19 protein-coding genes are annotated in these 20,979 nt (G+C 62.1%); 18 read left to right on the top strand and 1 reads right to left on the bottom strand.

The window, feature by feature from the left end; all coding sequences use genetic code 11:
• Positions 1-38 precede the first annotated feature (38 nt).
• The 5 genes from xerD to DHB74_RS12560 all read left to right on the top strand — a co-directional run bounded on the left by xerD (position 39) and on the right by DHB74_RS12560 (position 5,430).
• Positions 39-956: a site-specific tyrosine recombinase XerD gene (xerD, locus tag DHB74_RS12580; RefSeq protein WP_499161618.1), complete on the top strand. Its 918-nt coding sequence runs from the start codon at positions 39-41 to the stop codon at positions 954-956.
• Positions 957-1,003: 47 nt separating this feature from the next.
• Positions 1,004-1,723: a bifunctional protein-disulfide isomerase/oxidoreductase DsbC gene (dsbC, locus tag DHB74_RS12575; RefSeq protein ID WP_036991006.1), complete on the top strand. Its 720-nt coding sequence runs from the start codon at positions 1,004-1,006 to the stop codon at positions 1,721-1,723.
• A 64-nt stretch (positions 1,724-1,787) separates the two neighbouring features.
• Positions 1,788-3,095 (top strand): homoserine dehydrogenase, encoded by a 1,308-nt coding sequence (locus DHB74_RS12570; protein ID WP_136869101.1) that lies wholly within the window; start codon positions 1,788-1,790, stop codon positions 3,093-3,095.
• Between the two features lie 77 nt (positions 3,096-3,172).
• On the top strand, positions 3,173-4,579 hold the full coding sequence (thrC, locus tag DHB74_RS12565) for a threonine synthase (protein ID WP_074781001.1): 1,407 nt from the start codon (positions 3,173-3,175) through the stop codon (positions 4,577-4,579).
• 416 nt (positions 4,580-4,995) lie between these two features.
• Positions 4,996-5,430: a CopD family protein gene (locus tag DHB74_RS12560; protein ID WP_074780998.1), complete on the top strand. Its 435-nt coding sequence runs from the start codon at positions 4,996-4,998 to the stop codon at positions 5,428-5,430.
• Positions 5,431-5,456: 26 nt separating this feature from the next.
• On the opposite strand, the gene DHB74_RS12555 is transcribed toward DHB74_RS12560, so the two are convergent.
• Positions 5,457-5,936 carry a DUF2231 domain-containing protein gene (locus DHB74_RS12555; RefSeq protein ID WP_074780995.1) on the bottom strand — a complete coding sequence of 160 codons (480 nt, stop codon included), beginning with the start codon at positions 5,934-5,936 and terminating at the stop codon, positions 5,457-5,459.
• A 168-nt stretch (positions 5,937-6,104) separates the two neighbouring features.
• Here DHB74_RS12555 and coxB point away from each other — a divergent pair, with 168 nt between their 5' ends.
• From coxB to lysS, 13 genes are all read left to right on the top strand, one after another.
• Positions 6,105-6,680 (top strand): cytochrome c oxidase subunit II, encoded by a 576-nt coding sequence (gene coxB, locus DHB74_RS12550; protein WP_235833896.1) that lies wholly within the window; start codon positions 6,105-6,107, stop codon positions 6,678-6,680.
• Complete coding sequence (gene ctaD, locus DHB74_RS12545; protein ID WP_074780992.1) at positions 6,673-9,177, top strand: cytochrome c oxidase subunit I; 2,505 nt, start codon at positions 6,673-6,675, stop codon at positions 9,175-9,177. The genes coxB and ctaD overlap by 8 nt, the downstream gene beginning before the upstream one ends.
• A gap of 9 nt (positions 9,178-9,186) precedes the next feature.
• The gene (locus DHB74_RS12540) at positions 9,187-9,531 is read left to right on the top strand and encodes a hypothetical protein (protein WP_036990993.1); all 345 of its coding nucleotides are present in this window, start codon (positions 9,187-9,189) and stop codon (positions 9,529-9,531) included.
• Positions 9,522-10,358 (top strand): cytochrome c oxidase assembly protein, encoded by an 837-nt coding sequence (locus DHB74_RS12535; RefSeq protein ID WP_036990992.1) that lies wholly within the window; start codon positions 9,522-9,524, stop codon positions 10,356-10,358. Before DHB74_RS12540 ends, DHB74_RS12535 begins: the two co-directional genes overlap by 10 nt.
• On the top strand, positions 10,355-10,939 hold the full coding sequence (locus tag DHB74_RS12530; RefSeq protein ID WP_499161617.1) for an exopolysaccharide biosynthesis protein: 585 nt from the start codon (positions 10,355-10,357) through the stop codon (positions 10,937-10,939). The genes DHB74_RS12535 and DHB74_RS12530 overlap by 4 nt, the downstream gene beginning before the upstream one ends.
• Before the next feature lie 88 nt (positions 10,940-11,027).
• A complete protein-coding gene (locus DHB74_RS12525; RefSeq protein ID WP_499161616.1) occupies positions 11,028-12,572 on the top strand; it encodes a glucan biosynthesis protein G in 1,545 nt (514 codons plus the stop codon).
• A gap of 14 nt (positions 12,573-12,586) precedes the next feature.
• The gene (locus DHB74_RS12520) at positions 12,587-12,832 is read left to right on the top strand and encodes a hypothetical protein (protein WP_036990987.1); all 246 of its coding nucleotides are present in this window, start codon (positions 12,587-12,589) and stop codon (positions 12,830-12,832) included.
• Positions 12,832-14,958, top strand: a complete 2,127-nt coding sequence (gene mdoH, locus DHB74_RS12515) for a glucans biosynthesis glucosyltransferase MdoH (protein WP_499161615.1) — start codon at positions 12,832-12,834, stop codon at positions 14,956-14,958. Before DHB74_RS12520 ends, mdoH begins: the two co-directional genes overlap by 1 nt.
• 41 nt (positions 14,959-14,999) lie before the next feature.
• The gene (locus DHB74_RS12510) at positions 15,000-15,491 is read left to right on the top strand and encodes an MgtC/SapB family protein (RefSeq protein ID WP_036991254.1); all 492 of its coding nucleotides are present in this window, start codon (positions 15,000-15,002) and stop codon (positions 15,489-15,491) included.
• Positions 15,492-15,574: 83 nt separating this feature from the next.
• Positions 15,575-16,114 (top strand): YaeQ family protein, encoded by a 540-nt coding sequence (locus tag DHB74_RS12505; protein ID WP_499161614.1) that lies wholly within the window; start codon positions 15,575-15,577, stop codon positions 16,112-16,114.
• A gap of 5 nt (positions 16,115-16,119) precedes the next feature.
• Positions 16,120-17,838, top strand: a complete 1,719-nt coding sequence (gene recJ, locus DHB74_RS12500; protein WP_499161613.1) for a single-stranded-DNA-specific exonuclease RecJ — start codon at positions 16,120-16,122, stop codon at positions 17,836-17,838.
• A gap of 126 nt (positions 17,839-17,964) precedes the next feature.
• Positions 17,965-19,060, top strand: a protein-coding gene (gene prfB, locus DHB74_RS12495) for a peptide chain release factor 2 (RefSeq protein ID WP_136869109.1) whose coding sequence is annotated in 2 segments (ribosomal slippage) — positions 17,965-18,036 and positions 18,038-19,060 — 1,095 coding nt in all. Because the reading frame shifts where the segments join, the coding sequence is not laid out codon by codon here.
• Between the two features lie 65 nt (positions 19,061-19,125).
• The gene (gene lysS / locus DHB74_RS12490; RefSeq protein WP_136869110.1) at positions 19,126-20,628 is read left to right on the top strand and encodes a lysine--tRNA ligase; all 1,503 of its coding nucleotides are present in this window, start codon (positions 19,126-19,128) and stop codon (positions 20,626-20,628) included.
• Positions 20,629-20,979 lie beyond the last annotated feature (351 nt).

Below are 20,979 nucleotides of genomic sequence, written 5' to 3'. Positions count from 1 at the left end.
AGCCTTTATGATGTCCGGCGACCTTGCTCGAGACCTGCATGAATACGCCTGACCCCAGCCCACCCAGTGACGATGATCTGCGCGCTATTGGCCGCTACCTGGACAGTCTGTGGCTGGAGCGTGGCTTGGCCGCGCATACGTTGGAGGCCTATCGTACCGACCTCCATCTGCTGGCCGGCTGGCTCGCGGGGCGGGGTGGCCTGTATGGAGTCAGCCGGGGGGATCTGCTGGAGCATCTGGCCTGGCGGATCAATGCGGGCTATCAGGCACGCTCTACTGCGCGTTTGTTGTCCTGTCTGCGCGGCTTCTACCGCCATGCGTTGCGGGAAGGATTGATAGGCGAGGACCCGACGCTGGATATCGCCATGCCGCAGCTGGGCAGGCCGCTGCCCGAGTCGCTCAGCGAGGCGGATGTGGAGGCGCTGTTGGCGGCGCCGGATGTGACCGACAGCCTCGGCCTGCGGGATCGTTGCATGCTGGAGGTGCTCTATGCCTGTGGGTTGCGCGTCAGCGAGCTGGTGGGATTGCGGCTGGATCAGCTGAATACGCGTCAGGGCGTGCTGCGGATCATCGGCAAGGGCAGCAAGGAGCGGTTGGTGCCGCTGGGTGAGGAGGCGCTGGTCTGGATCGAGCGCTACTGCGAGGAGGCGCGGCCGGCGCTGCTCAAGGGCAAGCCCAGTGATGTGCTGTTTCCCAGCCAGCAGGCGCGGCAAATGACCCGCCAGACCTTCTGGCACCGGATCAAGCTGCATGCGCAGCAGGCCGGCATTTGCACCGCGTTGTCGCCTCACACCCTACGCCATGCCTTTGCCACGCACCTGCTCAACCATGGTGCCGATTTGCGGGTAGTGCAGATGCTGCTCGGTCACAGCGATCTGTCCACCACCCAGATCTACACCCACGTTGCCCGACACCGGCTGCGCGACCTGCATGCCAGTCATCATCCCCGTGGGTGAGAAAACCGTTTCATGATAAGCTTGCCTGTCATCAAGAGGATTGATCAATGCGACTGAAACATCTGACAGCCGGTCTGCTCGCCCTGTGCGCTACCCAGGTCTGGGCTGATGCGGAACAGAGCATCCGGCAGAGTCTGGATAAGCTGAGCTTTCCCGTGGCGGTGTCGGCGATTTCCGAGACGCCGGTCAACGGTCTGTATCAGATCCAGTTGGATAACGGTCGCGTACTGTACGGCAGTGCCGATGGCAAATATCTGGTGCAGGGCGCGCTGATTGCCGTCAATGACGGGCAACCGCGCAACCTGACCGCTGAAGTCGAGGCCAAGGCCATCGGCGAGGTGATCAATGGTATTTCGCGCGAGGATCTGGTGATCTTCGCTCCCAAACAGCCGAAAACCCATATCACTGTATTCACCGATGTGGATTGCGGCTACTGCCGCAAGTTGCACGAGGAAATCGGTGACCTGAACGAGCTGGGTATCGAAGTGCGCTACGCGGCCTTCCCGCGCGCCGGTCTTGACAGCAAGACGGCAGAAGTCATGGGCTCGATCTGGTGTGCAGACGACCGCCAGGCCGCGATGACCCGAGCCAAGCAGGGCAAGTCGATAACGCCGGTCACCTGCGAAAACCCGATCGCCGAACAGTATCAGCTGGGCGCGCAGGTCGGTGTGCAGGGTACGCCGGCAATCTTCATGGCCAATGGGACGCTGGTGCCCGGCTACAAGCCGGCACAGGCACTGGCGCAAGAGGCCATTGCCAATCAATAACAGCTCATCACTGATGGGCTGATCAACGCAGTTATTACAACATAGAGAAACGTGGGGGCTTGGTTTGAAACCGGTCAAAGTGGGTATATGTGGTCTGGGCACCGTCGGCGGTGGCACCTTCAATGTTCTGCAGCGCAACGCCGAGGAGATTGCCCGCAGGGCAGGCCGGGCGATCGAGGTGACCCATATTGCCACCCGGCACCCGAACCCTTCCTGCAATGTTGGTGACCATGTACAGGTGTGCGATGACGCCCTGGCGCTGGCCAGCAACCCGGATATCGATGTCATTGTCGAGCTGATCGGTGGTTACGACCTGGCGCTGAAGATCGTCATGCAGGCGATTGCCAATGGCAAGCATGTGGTCACTGCCAACAAGGCGTTGATCGCTGTGCATGGCAACGAGATCTTTGCTGCGGCCCGCGACAAGGGCGTAATGGTCGTGTTCGAGGCCGCGGTGGCTGGCGGCATCCCGATCATCAAGGCGCTGCGCGAAGGCCTGGCGGCCAACCGTGTCCAGTGGCTCGCGGGGATCATCAACGGCACCGGCAACTTCATCCTTACCGAAATGCGCGACAAGGGACGTACCTTTGCCGATGTGCTGGCTGAAGCTCAGGCGCTGGGCTATGCCGAGGCGGATCCGACCTTTGACGTGGAAGGCATCGATGCCGCGCACAAGCTGACCATTCTGGCGTCGCTGGCGTTCGGTATCCCGCTGCAGTTCGACAAGGCCTACACTGAAGGCATTACCAAGCTGACCACCGCTGATGTGAACTACGCCGAAGCCTTCGGCTACCGCATCAAGCACCTGGGTATCGCCCGGCGCACCGCTGATGGTGTCGAGCTGCGCGTGCACCCGACGCTGATTCCGGCGGACCGTCTGCTGGCCAATGTACATGGCGTGATGAACGCGGTGATGGTCAACGGCGATGCGGTCGGCTCGACCTTGTATTACGGCGCCGGTGCCGGTGCGGAACCCACCGCGTCCGCGGTGGTGGCGGATATCATCGATGTGGCCCGCGCCATGGCCACTGAGCCGAGCAGCCGGGTGCCGCATCTGGCCTTCGGTGCCGACACGCTGTCTGATCTGCCCGTATTGCCAGTGGGTGACGTAGAAACTGCCTACTATCTGCGGCTGCAGGCACAGGACCGCCCTGGCGTTCTGGCGCGAGTGGCAAGCATCCTGTCCGAGCGTGGCATCAATATCGAATCGATCATGCAGAAGGACGTCGAGGAACAGGACGGTCTGGTGCCGATCATCATCCTCACTCACCGGGTCCGCGAGCAGAGCATGAACGACGCCATCGCCGCCATGGAAGCTCTGGATGAAGTCGCCGGACCGCTGATGCGAATCCGCGTAGAACAATTGGACTAAACCGAGCTGGGAGTGGAGAGCCGACGTGCTGCCAGCGTCAGGCTCCTGCTTCAAGCCAAAACCTGAAGGGTTTTGTAATGCGTTATATCAGCACTCGCGGCCAGGCGCCGGCTCTGAATTTCGAAGACGTGTTGCTGGCCGGCCTGGCCAGCGATGGTGGCCTGTATGTGCCGGAGAACCTGCCGCGCTTCACCCAGGAAGAGATCGCTTCCTGGGCCGGCCTGCCGTACCACGAACTGGCTTTCAACGTGATGCGTCCGTTCGTTGCCGGCAGCATTGCCGATGCCGACTTCAAGGCGATCCTCAAGGATACCTACGGCGTGTTTGCCCACAATGCGGTGGCGCCGTTGCGTCAGCTGGATGCCAACGAATGGGTGATGGAGCTGTTCCATGGCCCGACCCTGGCATTCAAGGATTTCGCCCTGCAGTTGCTGGGCCGCCTGCTTGATCACTTCCTGACCAAGCGTGGCGAGCGCGCGGTGATCCTCGGCGCTACGTCCGGTGACACCGGCTCGGCCGCCATCGAAGGCTGCCGCCGCTGCGAAAGTGTGGATATCTTCATCCTGCATCCGCACAACCGGGTATCCGAGGTGCAGCGCCGGCAGATGACCACTATCCTCGGCGACAACATCCACAATATCGCCATCGAAGGCAACTTCGACGATTGCCAGGAGATGGTCAAGGCCAGCTTCGCCGATCAGGGCTTTCTCAAGGGCAACCGGCTGGTCGCAGTCAACTCGATCAACTGGGCGCGGATCATGGCGCAGATCGTTTACTACTTCCATGCTGCCCTGCAGCTGGGCGGCCCGCAGCGCTCCATGGCGTTCTCGGTACCGACCGGCAATTTCGGCGATATCTTCGCTGGCTATCTGGCGCGCAACATGGGTCTGCCGATCAGCCAGTTGGTAGTGGCTACCAACCGCAACGATATCCTGCACCGCTTCATGAGCGGCAACCGCTACGACAAGGACACCCTGCATCCGTCGCTGTCGCCATCGATGGACATCATGGTGTCGTCCAATTTCGAACGCCTGCTGTTCGACCTGCATGGCCGCAACGGTGCGCTGGTCAAGGAGTTGATGGACAACTTCAAGCAGACCGGCAAGCTGACCGTGGAGGATGAGCGCTGGACCGAGGCCCGTCGTCTGTTTGATTCACTGGCAGTAGACGACGCAGCTACCTGCGCGACCATCGCCGACGTCTATCGCGATTGTGGCGAATTGCTCGACCCGCACACAGCCATCGGGGTTCGCGCTGCCCGTGAATGCCGGCGCAGCATGGCCACGCCGATGATCACCCTGGGTACCGCGCATCCGGTCAAGTTCCCGGAAGCCGTGCGCAAGGCCCAGGTGGAGGAACCGCATCTGCCGGCGCATCTGGCAGATTTGTTCGAGCGTGCCGAGCGTTGCAGTGTGTTGCCCAATAGCCTGACCGACATCCAGCAGTTCGTGGCGGCCCACGGCAATCGGGGCAAGCCGCTGTAACACGCAGCCGTACTTGCCCGGGCTAGTAGCGTGCCTGCTCTGCAGAGGGGCACGCTGCAGGCCCGCAGGCGTAGCGCAGGTGCGCTACACCCCGTTTAAAACGGTGCGCTTTAAATGGGCGCATTGGTTGGCGAAAGGCTGGTCCGCTTTTCGGGTTGTCGAGCACCTGCTCGACGACGGGGCAGCAGAACACTGGGTATGGCCGTGGTTCCTCACTACCGCTATGACCTCACGCCCCGATGGACTCTCCATCTTCTGAAACTTTCTGCAACGCCCCACGCCAATTTCACTGGCACTAACCGCTGCCCTTCGTTGTCCGACATCTCAGGGAGGCTTTGAACAAGTCCAAGTCGTCTCCCCAGCCTCGCTCCCCGGCCAGGTTCACTGACTCGCGAGATGACAGGAGTTGACTCGGCATGCTCTGGTTTCTGGTGCTGCACATCATTGCGCTGGTGTTCTGGGTGGCTTCGTTGCTGTATCTCCCGGCCTTGATTGCCGGACACGAAGCCCGACGCTCGCCGGTAGAAGTGCGCGTCAATCCCCACAATTCCATCGAACGCTTCGTTTTCACCCGGATTGCCACCCCCGCTGCGCTATTGGCGATCATCGCTGGCACCTTGGTATTTGTGGTTGATGGCACCGTGGATGGCTGGCTGGTGGCCAAGCTGACGGTGGTGACCGCGTTGGTGGTCTGCCATGTCCTGGTCGGGCTGCTGGTGTTGCGCATGGAGCAGAAGGAAGATCGTCCCCTGCGAGGCTGGTGCATCACCGTGGCGGTGGTCTGCTGTGGGCTTTTCTCGTTGATTCTCTGGCTGGTGTTGGCCAAGCCGGCCGTGGAGCTGCCGCTATGAGCGAAATATCGCGGCAGCTCAACCATTCATTCCGGCTGGGCCGGCTCCGGCGCTTCTTCAAAATCAACCCCGACGGCATGGTCATAGACCAACTGACCACCGAGCAGGCTGGTAGCGCCAATGGCCAGGCCGCTCAGCACCGACAGGAACAGTCCCCAGGGCAGGATGGCCGCCTCGGCTTCGCCAATGCGCATCAGCCAGTTCAGCGACGCCAGCGACAACAGCATCACTGCCAGCACAGCATGACACCAGGCGGTGATCAGCCGGCGGATCTGCGGCACGATCAACAGGTCCAGCAAGCCGACGGTGCCAGAGACCCAGCCGCCGAGCGTACCCACGCCGGCCAGCCAGAGCCCGGCCCTGGCCCAGAATTGATCGCCGGTAAGCACAAAGCCGATATCGGTGCCGATCAGCCCGATCAGCGCAGCGACGGGGAAGTGAATGAGCATGGGATGAATCGGGTGACCGCCAATCGACATTTTGCTGGCGATGGATTCGGACATCATGGGAAAGAACCTCCTGAACAACCAAACCGGCCACGTATTGGCCGGAGCTCTGCGTCAAGCCTAGCAGCCTGGGCCGGTCTCGGCCTGCTGAGTGGCTGCACTGGCCCATACTCGGCGCTGGACCCTGCCGGACCCTCTGCTGCCGGCGCGGCTGGATTGTGGTGGGCCATGGCCGGATTTTCCGTGGTCACCCTGGTGGTCGTGGTGTCGTTATGGCTGTATGCGCTGCGCCGCCGGCCGGGTGAGGTGTCGGATGAACAGGCCCAGCGAATCCAGAATCGCTGGGTCATCGGTGGTGGGCTGATTCTGCCGATTGCCAGTATCACCGCGTTGCTGGCCTTCGGTATTCCCATTGGCCATCGCATGCTGCCATTGCCATTGGCCGAGGAAGAGCCTCTGCGTATCGATGTCACCGCACGGCAATGGTGGTGGGATGTCAGCTATCCCGCCAGTGGCATCCGCCTGCGTGATGAATTGCATATCCCGGCGGGTATGCCGGTGGATCTGCATCTGACCAGCGAGGATGTGATCCACTCCTTCTGGGTGCCGCGACTGGGGGGCAAACTGGACATGCTGCCGGGGCGGACCAATGTGTTGCGCCTGCGGGCCGACGAGCCGGGCCTGTATTACGGTCAATGTGCAGAGTACTGCGGTACCGGTCATGCGCACATGAAATTCACTGTGCGGGCCCACGCGCCGGGCGAGTTCGACGCCTGGCTGGAAGGAGCGACGGTCGATGAGTGAGCAGCAGAAACACAGTGCCCAACTGCACGAGCAATTTGACCGGGTATGGGGCAACCTGCCGGGCTTCGGTCAACTGGCGGCGGTCAACCACACCTCGGTGGGGCTGCGGTTCGTTGTTACCGGGTTGTTCTTCTTCCTGGTCGGCGGCGTACTTGCCATGCTCATGCGGACGCAGTTGGCCTTGCCAGAGCAGGAGATCATCGGTCCCGAGTTGTACAGCCAGCTGTTTACCATGCACGGCACCCTGATGATGTTCCTGTTCGCCATCCCGATTCTGGAAGGGGTGGCGATGTATTTGATCCCCAAGATGGTAGGCGCCCGCGACCTGGCATTTCCCCGGCTTGGCGCCATGGGCTATTACTGCTACCTGTTCGGCGGGTTGATCATTCTGTCGAGCCTGGCCCTGAGCATTGCGCCGGATTCCGGCTGGTTCATGTATACACCGTTGAGCAGCAGCACTTTTTCACCGGGGCCGGGATCGGACTTCTGGTTGCTGGGCATCACCTTCGTCGAGATCTCTTCGATGACGGGGGCAATCGAGCTGGTCATCTCGATTCTACGCACCCGTAGCAATGGCATGAGCTTGCGGCGGATGCCGATCTTCTGCTGGTACATCCTGGCCATGGCGCTGATGATCGTGTTCGGTTTCCCGCCGCTGATTCTCGGCAGTATCCTGCTGGAGCTGGAGCGGGCGGCGGGTCTGGTGTTCTTCGAAGTAGCCGGCGGCGGTGATCCGCTGCTGTGGCAACACCTGTTCTGGCTGTTCGGCCATCCGGAGGTATACATCATCTTCCTCCCTGCGGCCGGTATCGTTTCGACCCTGATTCCGGTCTTCGCCCGGCGGCCCATTGTTGGCTATCGCTGGATAGTGCTGGCGGTCATTGTCATGGGCTTCATCAGTTTCGGGTTGTGGGTGCACCATATGTTCACGGTCGGCATACCGCAGCTGGCCCAGGCATTCTTTTCCATGGCCAGCATGCTGGTGGCGATCCCCACGGCGATTCAGGTATTTGCCTGGTTGGCCACCCTGTGGACCGGGCGGGTGGTGTGGAATCTGCCGATGCTGTGGATTCTCGGGTTTCTGATCATCTTTGTCGCCGGTGGCCTGACCGGGGTGATGCTGGCGCTGGTGCCCTTCAACTGGCAGGTGCATGACACTCACTTCGTGGTGGCGCACATGCATTACGTGCTGGTGGGCGGCATGCTGTTCCCGCTGATCGCCGGGCTCTATTACTGGCTGCCCCATGTGTCCGGCCGCATGCCCTCGGATATGCTGGGGCGCTGGGCTTTCTGGCTGGTATTCATCGGCTTCAACATGACCTTTCTGCTGATGCACCTCACGGGGCTGCTGGGCATGCCGCGCCGGGTCTACACCTACGAGGCCGGACTGGGCTGGGATTGGCTGAATCTGCTGTCGTCCATCGGTGGTTTCGTCATGGCCATCGGCATTGCCATGTTCCTGCTGGATATCTTCCTGCACTTTCGCTTCGGCCGCCGCGCACCACGTAATCCCTGGGGGGCGGATAGCCTGGAATGGGCGGTCGCCATGCCGGTGACCACCTATAACTTCATCAGCCTGCCGGATATCCGCAGCCGCCATCCACTCTGGCACAACCCGCAATTGCCCTTCGAGATAGAGGAGGGCAAGCATGCCATGGCAGTCATTCGCCACGGGCGGCGGGAGACCTGGGGTTCGGACGCGGTTACCGGGCGTGTGCGGGAGGTAGTGCACCTGCCGAGCCACTCCTGGATTCCGCTGCAGGCCGGGGTGGTGCTGGCCATTGTCTGCCTCAGCCTGCTGCTCAAGACCTACTGGCTGGCATTGGGCGCGACGCTGGTGGCCGCCTTCATCATGCTGCGCTGGAGCTGGGTCAATGGCGCTCATCCGGACATGGCGCCGGTGCGGGACGACGACCCAAGCGATCCGCCGCTGCACTCACGCACCCATGATGGTCCCGGCCGCTGGGGCATGCTGGTGACGTTGATGGCCAACGGCTCGTTCTACGCCTCCCTGTTGTTTGGCTGGTTCTACTTGTGGACGGCCTCTCCGCAATGGCAGGCGCCGGAGCAGGGGCCATTGGCGCTGATGCCGCTACTTGCCAGCGGGGTGCTGCTCAGTCTGGCGGTAGTCGTTTATCAGTGGCTGACGCAGCGGCTGCGCCGGGGTGTCACTCGTCATTTGCAGGGCGGCCTATGGATAAGCGCGGGGATCGGGTTGATTCATGTGGCGGTGCTGGTATGGCTGATGCTGGCTGCGGAGCTGACGCCTACCCAATCGGCCCACGATTCGGTCCTGGCGGTAATGCTTGGCTATCTGTTATTCCACGGGGCTCTGTCGGCAGTTGCGACGGCGATGCAGGCCGTACGGGTGCGCTTTGGCTACGTCAGTGCGCAGCTGCCCTACGAGCCGTTGGTGCTGCAGCCGTTCTGGAGTTACACGCTCGGCGTATTCTGGCTCAGCTTCGCTGCCTTCATTTTGCTGCCGATGGCCTGGTAAGGAGCGCCCATGACTTTTCCGCCCTGGCATCCCATCCACCTGATCACCGGCCTGACAGTATGGGCTATCTGGTTCGTGGTGCTCTATGGCGGGCTTTCAGTAGCCTGCGAAGTGGTGCCGCCGGACCCGACCCGGGGGCCGCTGAACTGGCTCAACGCGTTGCTCTGGCTATCCACTCTGGTGGTAGTCGGCGTGCTCGGCTGGGCTGCCTGGCATTGCGCTCGTGGCACTCCCGAGAACACCCAGCCGAACCGACGTTTCGTCGCCCGGACCTCGGCCGGGCTTTACTTTCTATCCGCCTTCGCCACGTTGGTAGTGGCGGTACCAGTCTGGTTTCTGCCGCCATGCATATGACCTATCGCATCCCATGCGCCATGGCCCTGGTCCTGCTGACGCTCAGTCCCAGGGCCATGGCGCACAGCCCCCTCGACAGTGACGGCTCCGACCTGATTAGTGCGCTGATCAGTGTTGGCATGCTGTTGACGTTCTGGCTGCTGTTCCTGGTTGGCCAGTTGCGGCGCCCGACACGCTGGTGGCAGTCGCTGTGCTTTCATCTGGGGTCAGCGATATGCCTGTTCGCCATCGCCGGCCCGCTGGATGAATGGGCTGAGACCAGCGCCTCGGCTCACATGACCCAACACATGTTGTTCATGGTGGTGATCCCGCCGCTGTGGGTACTGGCCCAGCCACTGGCACAGATGATCAGCAGCGGCGGCCAGCTGGTTCTGCTGTTCTATCGCGGGCTGTTGAAACTCGCGCACTGGCCGATGGCGATGGCCTGGTTGCACGGGCTGATCCTCTGGTTCTGGCACATGCCGTACTTCTATGTTCTGGCGCTGGAGAACCCCTGGTGGCACGCGGTGGAACATCTGATGTTCATTCTTTCCGCCGGGCTGTTCTGGTGGTCGGTGTTACAGAGCCGCCATTCGGGCGGACCGTGGGCGCTGCTTGCCCTGTTATTCACGCTGATGCATACCGGGGTGTTGGGCGCGATTCTCACCTTCGCCCAGGCGCCTTTCTACGGCGACGCCCGCGACCTGCAGGACCAGCAGCTCGCCGGACTCATCATGTGGGTTCTCGGTGGTCTGCCCTATATCGCGGCATCGGCGTGGATCGGCCTGCGCTGGTATCGGCAGCTGGATCGCACGATGCGGTTGGGCGCCGGGGAGGACAATGCATGAAGCAGCAACCGAGCAGTCTGGAACAGTTGCTCGACCGCATGGACGAAGCCGGGGAAGGGGAGGAGGCGGTGTCGCTGGATAAGCTGATGGAAACCATCGGCAAGCGTTCCTTCGGCCCGATATTGCTGCTGATCGGTCTGATTCTCATATCACCGCTGAGCGGCATCCCCACGCTGCCTTCGACCATGGGGGTGGCGGTTTTCCTGATCGCGGTGCAGATGCTGGTACTGCGTAAACACATCTGGCTTCCGGGGTGGATTCTGCGTCGCAAGATCGGGCAGCAGAAACTCGCCAAAGCGTCGCAATGGCTGCGGCGCCCCGCGCGTTTTGTCGACCGCCTGGTAAAGCACCGATTGAACATCCTGGTGGATGGCCCCGGCAGCTGGCCCATCGCGCTGGTCTGTCTGGTATTGGCGGTGACCCTGCCTCTGCTCGAGCCCGTGCCCTTCGCCGCGAGCAGCGCCGGGCTGGCATTGACCTGTTTCGGCCTGGCGATGACCGCCCATGACGGGGTACTGGCGCTGCTGGCTTACAGCATCACTCTCGGCGTCGGTTGGCTGATTGCCAATAGCTTCATGTAATGGGAACTGATACAGGGCTTGGCTACCTAAACCTTAGTATCGAAAACCGCAACGGTTTGCCGCTATATCGATTAAGGGAGACTGCAGGATGACGATAGGTTTGAAGCGCCTGATGTGTTCTATCTGGCTGGTGATACCGTTGACTGCCGGAGCGGAGGAATTTCAGTTCCAGACGGTAATCGACAAGGCCGAGTCATTGGCAGACAGCGCCTGGAAGGCGCCCCCGCAAGTGCCGCGCTTTCTCCAGGAACTGAGTTATCACGATTACCAGAGTATCCGCTTCATGCCCGAGAGCAGCCTGTGGCGAGAAGAAAAGCTCCCCTTCAATCTGATGCTGATTCCGCCGGGGTTGTTCTACCACCATGCGGTGCGCATCAACCTGATCGAGGGCGGCGAGGCGCAGCCGCTGGCCTTCGACAAGACGCAATTCAGCTATCCCAACAGCGAAGTGGAGAAGCTCATGCCAGCCGATCTCGGCTTTGCCGGCTTCAAGCTGACCTTTCCCTTCGATGCGCCGGATATCCAGAATCAGTTCCTGGTGTTTGCCGGTGCCAGTTATTACCGGGCGGTGGGTCGACACAACAACTTTGGCCTGTCGGGCCGGGGTATCGCCGTCAATACCGGCTTGCCCAGCGGCGAGGAGTTTCCTTCCTTTATCGAATTCTGGCTGGAGAAGCCCGCCGCAGACGCCGAGACGCTGACCTTTTACGGGCTGCTGGATGGCAGGAGTCTGACCGGGGCCTATCGCTTCACCGTGACTCCCGGTGACGAAACGGCGCTGCAGGTCGAGTCGGTACTGTTTCCACGCCAGGCCATCGAGCTGGCGGGTGTGGCGCCGCTGACCAGCATGTTCTACTACGGCCAGAACACGCTGCGCCCGGACGGTGAATGGCGGCCAGAGGTGCATGACAGCGATGGGCTGCTGATCCATGACGGCGCCAGTGATGAATGGTTGTGGCGTCCGCTGAACAACCCGGCCACCCTGACCATGGATTACTTCGGCACTCACAACGTGCGCGGTTTCGGACTGTTCCAGCGTGACGCCGATTTCGGCAGCTACATGGACCCGGAAGCGGGCTACGACACGCGGCCCAGTGCCTGGATCGAGCCGCAGGGCGACTGGGGCAAGGGGCATGTGGTGCTGACCCAGCTACCGACGCCGGATGAGACCAATGACAATATAGTGGCGTTCTGGACTCCCGACGGTGGGCTCTCGGCAGAAGGTCCGCACCGGTTCGACTATATCGCCCGCTTCGGCATGGCCGACCTGGTGGACAGCCCCATGGCTCAGGCGGTGGACAGCTTTCTGGGCGACGGCACTCGCATCGGTGGGGGAGATGTCGAGGGCGCGGTGCGGGTGGTTGTCGACTTTGCCGGCGGCCCGTTGTCGGACTATCCCGCCGAGGCTCCGGTAGCCGCTGACGCCACCGCCCTGGAGGATGGTGAGCTGATTGAACAGTTCGTCGAATATGTTCCCGCCCTTGAGCGTTGGCGGTTGTCGATGCTGGTGAAGCCGGCACCGGATCGTCCGCTATCGGTACGCGCCTTCCTGCGCGAAGGTGACCAGACCCTGAGCGAAACATGGACCTATCAGCTCGCACCCGGCAGTGATGTATTGAATGTCATCAAATAACCTGTGGAGACGGCATGCACACAACGGTTGCTGAATTCACCCTGCGCCGGGTACTCGCCTGGCTGCATTGGGCGGGCCGGGAGCCGACGCCGGAGGTGCAGGCGGCAGTCCTGCGGACCATGGCGGATAATCTGACGGTCCCTGCGGACGAATTGTTCGACCTCTGCCTGCAGCCCATGCGGAGCGGGATCGAGCCGCAGCCGATAGCGCCAGCGACTCCACCTCTGCGGCGTGGCAGTATCGGTTACGGGGATTACTGATGATGCCGGCTGCGGTGGAAACCGGCACGGCGGATGCCGTCGCGAGCCGTCGCCGCTGGCGTACAGCGGCCTGGTTGCGGCGCAGCTGTTTATTGGTACTGGTAATCGGGCAAACGCTGCTGGCCAGCTGGTTCATGCTGTCGATCCTGCCCTACAACGGCGGCAACGCCGTGGAAATCGGCATGCTGGGGTTGTTTGCTCTGCTGTTCGCCTGGATTTCCTTTGGCTTCTGGATCGCCGTTGCCGGCTTCGTCCTGCGGCGTCTGGGTGGTGATCGGCAGTCGCTGCTGCAACAACAGGACGCCGCTACCCTGGCCGCCACGCCGCTGGCGCGCACGGCAATTCTGATGCCGATCTATCATGAGCCGATCGAGCGCAGTCTGGGCGGGCTGAGCGCGGTCTACCGCAGTCTCGAACGCACCGGCCAGTTGGAACACTTCGATTTCTTCATCCTGTCCGATAGCCGGGAGCCGGACACCTGGCTGCGAGAGCAGGCGGCCTGGGCGCAGTTGGTGGACAAGCTGGGTGCGGCAGGGCGGCTGTTCTACCGCCGGCGTAAGCTCAACCTGAACTACAAGAGCGGCAACGTCGGCGACTTCCTGCGCCGCTGGGGGCGGGATTACGATTATATGGTGGTGCTGGACGCCGACAGCCTGATGGGCGGTGACGCGCTGGTAACCATGGTGCAGTTGATGCAGCGCCACCGCATGGTCGGCATTTTGCAGACCAGTCCGCAACTGCTCAACGGCCGCTCGTTATTCGCCCGGATTCAGCAGTTCTCCAGTCAGTTATACGGCCCATTGTTCACTACCGGGCTGGCCGCGGTGCAGCTGGGCGAGGCGGCTTTCTGGGGGCATAACGCCATCTTGCGGGTCAACCCCTTCATGGCCCATTGCGGCCTGCGCAAGCTGCCGGGGTGGGGCCTGTTCCGTGGTCCGATCATGAGTCATGACTTTGTCGAGGCGGCTTATCTTGGGCGCGCCGGCCATGAAGTCTGGCTGGAACCGGGATTGCAGGACAGCTGGGAGGAGTCGCCGCCATCACTGGTAGATGAGCTGACCCGCGACCAGCGCTGGGTCAAGGGCAACATGCAGCATCTGTGGCTGATGCTCGGCAGTCGCCGGCTCCGGTTTGCCCATCGCATGGCCTTTCTCAACGGCATCATGTCCTACCTGGCGTCGCCACTGTGGCTGGCCTTTCTGGTACTGACTACCATCGCTACCACCCGCATGGTGTTGTGGCCCATCAACTATTTCCCCGACCCGCACCAGTTGTTTCCGCTGTGGCCACAATGGCAGCCGTTGCGCGCAGCGACGCTGGTAGCCTGCACCCTTGGCCTGCTGTTTCTACCCAAGTTTCTCGGCCTGGCGGATGCGGCATTGACGCAGCGGGTTCGTGCGTTCGGCGGCTTCTTTCGGCTGCTGGGCAGCGTATTGCTGGAGATAGTGGTGTCGGCCATGCTGGCGCCGATCCGCATGCTGTCACATTCGCGGTACGTGACCGCGGCACTGTTCAATATCAAACTGCGCTGGGCCGGGCAGAACCGGACCAGCGAGACCGGCTGGGTCGAGGCCCTGGTCTATCAGGCGCCGGGCTCGATTCTCGGGCTGGCCTGGGCGCTGTTCGCGCTCTGGCTGAAGCCGATGTTCTTTTATTGGTCACTGCCGGTGGCGTTGCCGCTGATCTTCGCCGCGCCGATTTCAGTGATCCTCAGCCGGGTGCAGCTGGGCCAGCGCCTGCGCCGGCGTGGCTGGCTGATGACCGCCGAGGAAGCCTATGGCTCGAAGTTGCTCGAGGAGATGATGCGCAGCCCGCTGGAAGGCATCCAGCAACCCGGTTTCTGCGAATCGGTGATCCATCCCCGGCATAACCGGTTGCAGGTAGCGTTGGCTCGCGCTGCGCCGGCGGGGCCACGGCGTCAGCGGTTGGATGCTTTGGCGCAGCGCTGTCTGGAGCAGGGGCCCGGTGCGCTGGACCGTACCGAACAGAGCCTCCTGGCGCAGGATGCCGAAGCCATGGCCTGGCTGCATCACCAGGTCTGGCGCGTCGCACCCGGCACGGTATGGGGGCGCCTGCTGCGGCGGGAAATTACCCGGCAGCCAGTGCCGCGGCGGACGGTTTCCTGACTGCTATGCTGAGGGTTCCTACCGACGATGCGGACTCGGCAATGGACGTTTTCGATATCATCCTGGTTACCCTGGCCAGCGAGTTCTCCGACCTGACCGATGTGGAGCAAGCGACTCGGGTCGCGTTGCGGCTGCTGGTCGCTGCGCTGTTGGGTGGTTTGCTCGGTTACGAACGGGAAACCCATGGCAAGGCGGCCGGCATCCGCACGCATATGCTGGTGTGCATGGGGGCTGCATTGTTCGTGCTTGGCTCCGAACTGGTCGGTGCCGGTGATGATGCCATGAGCCGGGTGGTGCAGGGGATCGTCGCCGGCATCGGCTTTCTCGGTGTGGGCACCATCATCAAGGGCAGCAGCATGGGTGAGGTCAAGGGCCTGACCACTGCTGCCGGGGTCTGGATGACCGCTGCGGTAGGTGTCTGCGTGGGGCTGGGTCTGGAAGCCACCGCGGTGTTGGCCACTTTGCTGATGCTGTTCATCCTGCATGTCCTGCCGTACTTTCTCGAGGGAGTGGAACGCAAGCCGGATGAGTGACACTGCCTTCGGCGGTGCTGGTAGGGCGAGGCAGGACGTTTTGCGCTACACTGCCGGCCCCCAGAACCAGGATATCCAGCCCCATGGCGCTCCAGTCCGTTCCCTGTAAAGTCCATCTCAATATCACCGATACCGATCGCGGCGTCTATGAAGATCTGCGTATCACGGTGGCCCGGCACCCATCGGAAACCGGCCAGCGCCTGGCCGCGCGTATTCTTGCCTACGCGCTCTGGTATCAGGAGCGGCTGGCTTTCGGGCGCGGCCTGTCCGAGGTCGACGAGCCGGCATTGTGGCACAAGAGCCTGGATGACCGGATCGAGCACTGGATCGAGGTTGGCCAGCCGGATGCGGAACGCCTGACCTGGTGTTCGCGGCGTGCCGAGCGGGTCTCACTGCTGGCCTATGGCAACACGCGGGTGTGGGCGGGCAAAGTGATCCCCGCCGTGGCCAACCTGAAGAATGTGAATATCACCGCGCTCCCCCAGGAGCCGCTGGACGCCCTGGCCAGTGAACTGGGGCGGACCATCGAATGGGGTGTGATGATTGCCGATGGTGTGCTCTACGTCAGCGATGCCGATACCCAGCACGAGTTCGTGCTCGAATGGTTGTTGGGAGAGCGCTGAGCACCATGCGTATCGAGACTCGCGTTGCTCCCGCCGAACTGCCGGACCTGGGAGAACTGCCACCGCTGCTGACCCGCCTGTACGCCGCGCGCGGCGTGCAATCGGCGGCGGAGTTGGACCGCAGCCTGAAAGCGCTGCTGCCCTGGACGCTGTTCAAGGGTATGGAGCAGGCGGTGGCGGTGCTGCGCGAGGCGTTGGAGCAGCGCCAGTCGATATTGATCGTCGGAGATTTCGATTGCGATGGCGCTACCGCCAGCAGCGTTGCGGTACTCGGGCTGCGGGCGCTGGGCGCGGCCCAGGTCGACTATCTGGTGCCCAACCGGTTCGAGTATGGCTACGGCCTGACTCCGGAAATTGTCGAGGTGGCGCTGAGCAGGCAGCCTGACGTGCTGGTGACCGTGGATAACGGCATTTCCAGCATCGATGGCGTGGCGGCCGCCAAGGCGGCTGGTCTCAAGGTGGTCGTCACCGATCATCACCTGCCCGCCGAACAACTGCCCGCGGCCGACGCCATCGTCAACCCCAGCCAGCCCGGCTGTGATTTTCCGAGCAAGGCGATCGCCGGCGTCGGTGTGATCTTCTATGTATTGATGGCTCTGCGCACCGCGCTGCGCGACAGCGGCTGGTTCAATACGCAGCGTCCCGAGCCGAACCTGGCCGAGCTGCTGGACCTGGTTGCCCTGGGCACGGTGGCGGACGTGGTGCCGCTGGATGCCAACAACCGAATCCTGGTGCATCAAGGACTGGCACGTATTCGTGCCGGGCGTTGCCGGGCGGGCATTCGCGCGCTGCTGGAAGTGGCGCGGCGTCCCGCCGAGCGGCTGGTTTCGACCGACCTGGGCTTCATCATCGGGCCACGCCTGAATGCGGCCGGGCGACTGGATGATATGAGCCTGGGTATCGAGTGCCTGCTCACCGACGATGAATCACTGGCGCGCGAGATGGCCAGCGAGCTGGACGGTTTCAACCGTGATCGCAAGAGCATCGAGCAGGACATGCAGAAGCAGGCACTGGCCATGCTGGATGCCACGGACCTGCAGGAAGCGGACCTGCCGTTCGGCCTGTGCCTGTTCGATGCCGAATGGCATCAAGGCGTCATCGGCATTCTCGCCTCGCGACTCAAGGATCGCTATCACCGCCCGGTCATTGCCTTTGCCGATGCTGGGGAGGGTGAGATCAAGGGCTCGGCGAGGTCGGTCGCCGGCCTGCATATCCGCGACGCGCTGGATGCAGTCGCCGCAGCCAATCCGGGCTTGATCAGCAAGTTCGGCGGGCATGCCATGGCGGCGGGCTTGTCCCTGCCAGCCACTCATTTCGAGGATTTTCGCGCGGCTTTCGACCGCGAAGTGCGGCGTCAACTGAGCGCCGAGGATCTGACTGGCCGCCTGCTGAGCGATGGTGAGCTGGCGGTCGATGAGTTCAATCTGCAACTCGCAGCGCACCTGCGCGAGGCTGGGCCTTGGGGGCAGCACTTTCCGGAGCCGGGCTTCCATGGCGAGTTCAATCTGATCCAGCAGCGGCTGGTCGGCGAGCGGCATCTGAAGATGGTGCTGCAGCCTTGTGGCGGTACCGAGGTGCTGGACGCCATCGCTTTCAATATCGATTCCCAGGTATGGCCCGATCCCAACGTGCGCCGGGTGCGGTTGGCCTACAGCCTGGATATCAACGAGTACCGCGGACGGCAGAGCCTGCAGTTGCTGGTACGGCACCTGCAGGCCTGCTGACTCGCGAGGCTCTGTGCCCCGGCGGTCGGGTCGGTTGCTGAACCGAAGCAACCTCCATGCTGATCACTGCACCGGGGCGGGGATTTCCGCTACAATGTCCCCTTTTTCCTGACGGGATTTGTCACCATGGAAATCAATCCGATTCTGAACACCATCAAAGACCTGCGTGGCCGCTCCGAGACCATCAGGGGGTATCTTTGACTACGATCACAAACATGATCGTCTGACCGAAGTAGAACGCGAGCTGGAAGACCCCAGCGTCTGGAACGAGCCCGAGCGGGCGCAGAACCTGGGCCGCGAGCGCGCCTCCCTGGCCGAGATCGTCGGTACGCTGGACGAACTGCAAAGCGGCCTGAGCGACGCATCCGAACTGCTGGAAATGGCCGTCGAAGAAGATGATGAAGGGGCCGTTGCCGACGTGACCAGCGAGCTGGAGCGTTTGCAGAAGCGCCTGGAAGCGCTGGAGTTTCGCCGCATGTTCAGCGGTGAGATGGATGAGAACAACGCCTATCTGGATATCCAGTCGGGCTCCGGCGGCACCGAGGCCCAGGATTGGGCGAACATGCTACTGCGCATGTATCTGCGCTGGGCCGACCAGAATGGTTTCGAAGCGACCATCATGGAGCTGACCGCGGGCGAGGTTGCCGGTATCAAGGGTGCCACCGTTCACATCAAGGGTTCTTACGCTTACGGCTGGCTGCGCACCGAAATCGGCGTACACCGGCTGGTGCGCAAGAGCCCGTATGATTCCGGCAATCGTCGTCACACCTCGTTCACTGCCGTGTTCGTGTCGCCGGAAATCGATGACAACATCGAGATCGAGATCAACCCGTCTGACCTGCGCATCGACACCTACCGCTCCTCGGGCGCTGGTGGTCAGCACGTTAACACCACTGATTCGGCGGTGCGGATCACCCACATCCCGACCAATACCGTGGTCAGTTGCCAGAACGAACGGTCCCAGCACGCCAACAAAGACACCGCGATGAAGATGTTGCGGGCCAAGTTGTATGAGCTGGAGATGCAGAAACGCACCGAGGCGTCCCAGGCACAGGAAGACAGCAAGTCGGATATCGGCTGGGGCCATCAGATCCGCTCCTATGTACTCGACCAGTCGCGGATCAAGGATCTGCGCACCGGCATCGAAGACAGTGATTGCGACGGTGTGCTGGATGGCGATATCAACGAGTTCCTTGAAGCCAGTCTGAAACAGGGCCTGTAACCGGGCCCTGACGACACTGCTGACACCCTGCACCATTACCGAATTGATTTACCCAGGACACCGAAATGAGTGAACAACCGCTGAACGAGCATGCACTGCAAGAGGAAGAAAACAGCCTGATCGCCCTGCGCAAGGATAAACTTGCGGTAGAGCGCGCCAAGGGCAATGTTTTCCCGAATGATTTCCGTCGCGACAGTCTGGCCGGCGATCTGCAGCAGAAGTATGCCGACAGCAGCAAGGAAGAGCTGGCCGACGCCGCCATTGCGGTCAAGGTGGCGGGGCGCATCATGCTCAACCGCGGTGCGTTCATGGTGCTGCAGGACATGAGCGGACGCATCCAGGTCTACGTTGACCGCAAGGGCTTGCCCGCCGAGACCCTGGAAGCGATCAAGACCTGGGACCTGGGCGACATCATCGCCGCCGAAGGCACGCTGGCGCGTTCCGGCAAGGGTGACCTGTATGTGCACATGACGGCGGTCCAGCTGCTGACCAAGTCCCTGCGCCCGCTGCCGGACAAGCACCACGGTCTGACCGATACCGAGCAGCGCTACCGCCAGCGCTACGTTGACCTGATCGTCAATGAAGAAGTGCGCGATACTTTCCGCGTGCGCTCCCAGGTGATTTCCCAGATCCGCCGTTTCCTCAGCGAGCGCGGCTTCCTGGAAGTGGAAACCCCGATGCTGCAGACCATCCCCGGTGGTGCCGCAGCCAAGCCGTTCGAGACGCACCACAACGCGCTGGATCTGCCGATGTACCTGCGTATCGCCCCGGAGCTGTATCTCAAGCGGCTGGTAGTTGGCGGCTTCGAGAAGGTCTTCGAGATCAACCGCAACTTCCGTAACGAAGGTGTTTCGACCCGGCACAACCCCGAGTTCACCATGCTCGAGTTCTACCAGGCCTACGCTGATTACGAAGACAACATGGACCTGACCGAGGAGTTGTTCCGCGAGCTGGCCCAGGCGGTGTTGGGCACCACCGATGTGCCCTACGGCGACAAGGTGTTCCATTTTGGCGAGCCCTTTGCGCGGTTGTCGGTATTTGACTCTATCCTCAAATACAATCCGGAACTGAGCGCGGATGATCTGACCAATATTGACCGGGCCCGGGAGATCGCGAAGAAGGCCGGCGCCAAGGTGCTGGGCCATGAAGGGCTGGGCAAGCTGCAGGTGATGATCTTCGAGGAGCTGGTGGAACATCTGCTGGAGCAGCCGACCTTCATCACCCGCTACCCCTTCGAGGTATCGCCGCTGGCGCGACGTAACGATGAAGACCCCAGCGTGACCGATCGCTTCGAGCTGTTCATCGGTGGCCGCGAGATCGCCAATGCCTATTCGGAGTTGAACGACGCCGAGGACCAGGCCGAGCGCTTTCACGCCCAGGTGGCTGAGAAAGATGCCGGCGACGACGAAGCCATGCACTTCGACGCTGACTTCGTCCGCGCCCTGGAATACGGCATGCCGCCGACCGCTGGCGAAGGCATTGGCATCGACCGCCTGGTGATGCTGCTGACCGACTCGCCGTCGATCCGCGATGTGATCCTGTTCCCGCATATGCGGCCTGAGGTTTAAGTATCGGGTAATTGCCCTTTACCCCGTCATGCTTCGTGAAGGCGGGGGAATCCAGGGTTTGGGTGCTGGCTGTGGCTTTGTGCAAGGAAAGCGAATCAGGTTTGGTTGGGGAGTTGGCGTGATTGGGGGCGGCCTATGTGGGACACGCTGCAAGTACGTCCCTGTAAGCTCGCGGTTGCCATCCCTGGCAACCGACGGTCCCACATAGGCCGCCCCCAACCGCGCTGGTATGGTTGTGCAATGATCCGCTTTCCGGATGGCTGGGTACGCTGGCTGGTTCTGAATTTTTGGTGTGGCGCGGGAGCGCTACACCCCGAAAAACGGACTCGCCGGAAGCATTGATCCACACTG

Origin of the sequence: Pseudomonas sp. G11-1 (assembly GCF_024031555.1) — a bacterium.
Classification (GTDB): domain Bacteria; phylum Pseudomonadota; class Gammaproteobacteria; order Pseudomonadales; family Pseudomonadaceae; genus Halopseudomonas; species Halopseudomonas bauzanensis.
This window is presented reverse-complemented; position numbering and strand designations above follow the sequence as displayed.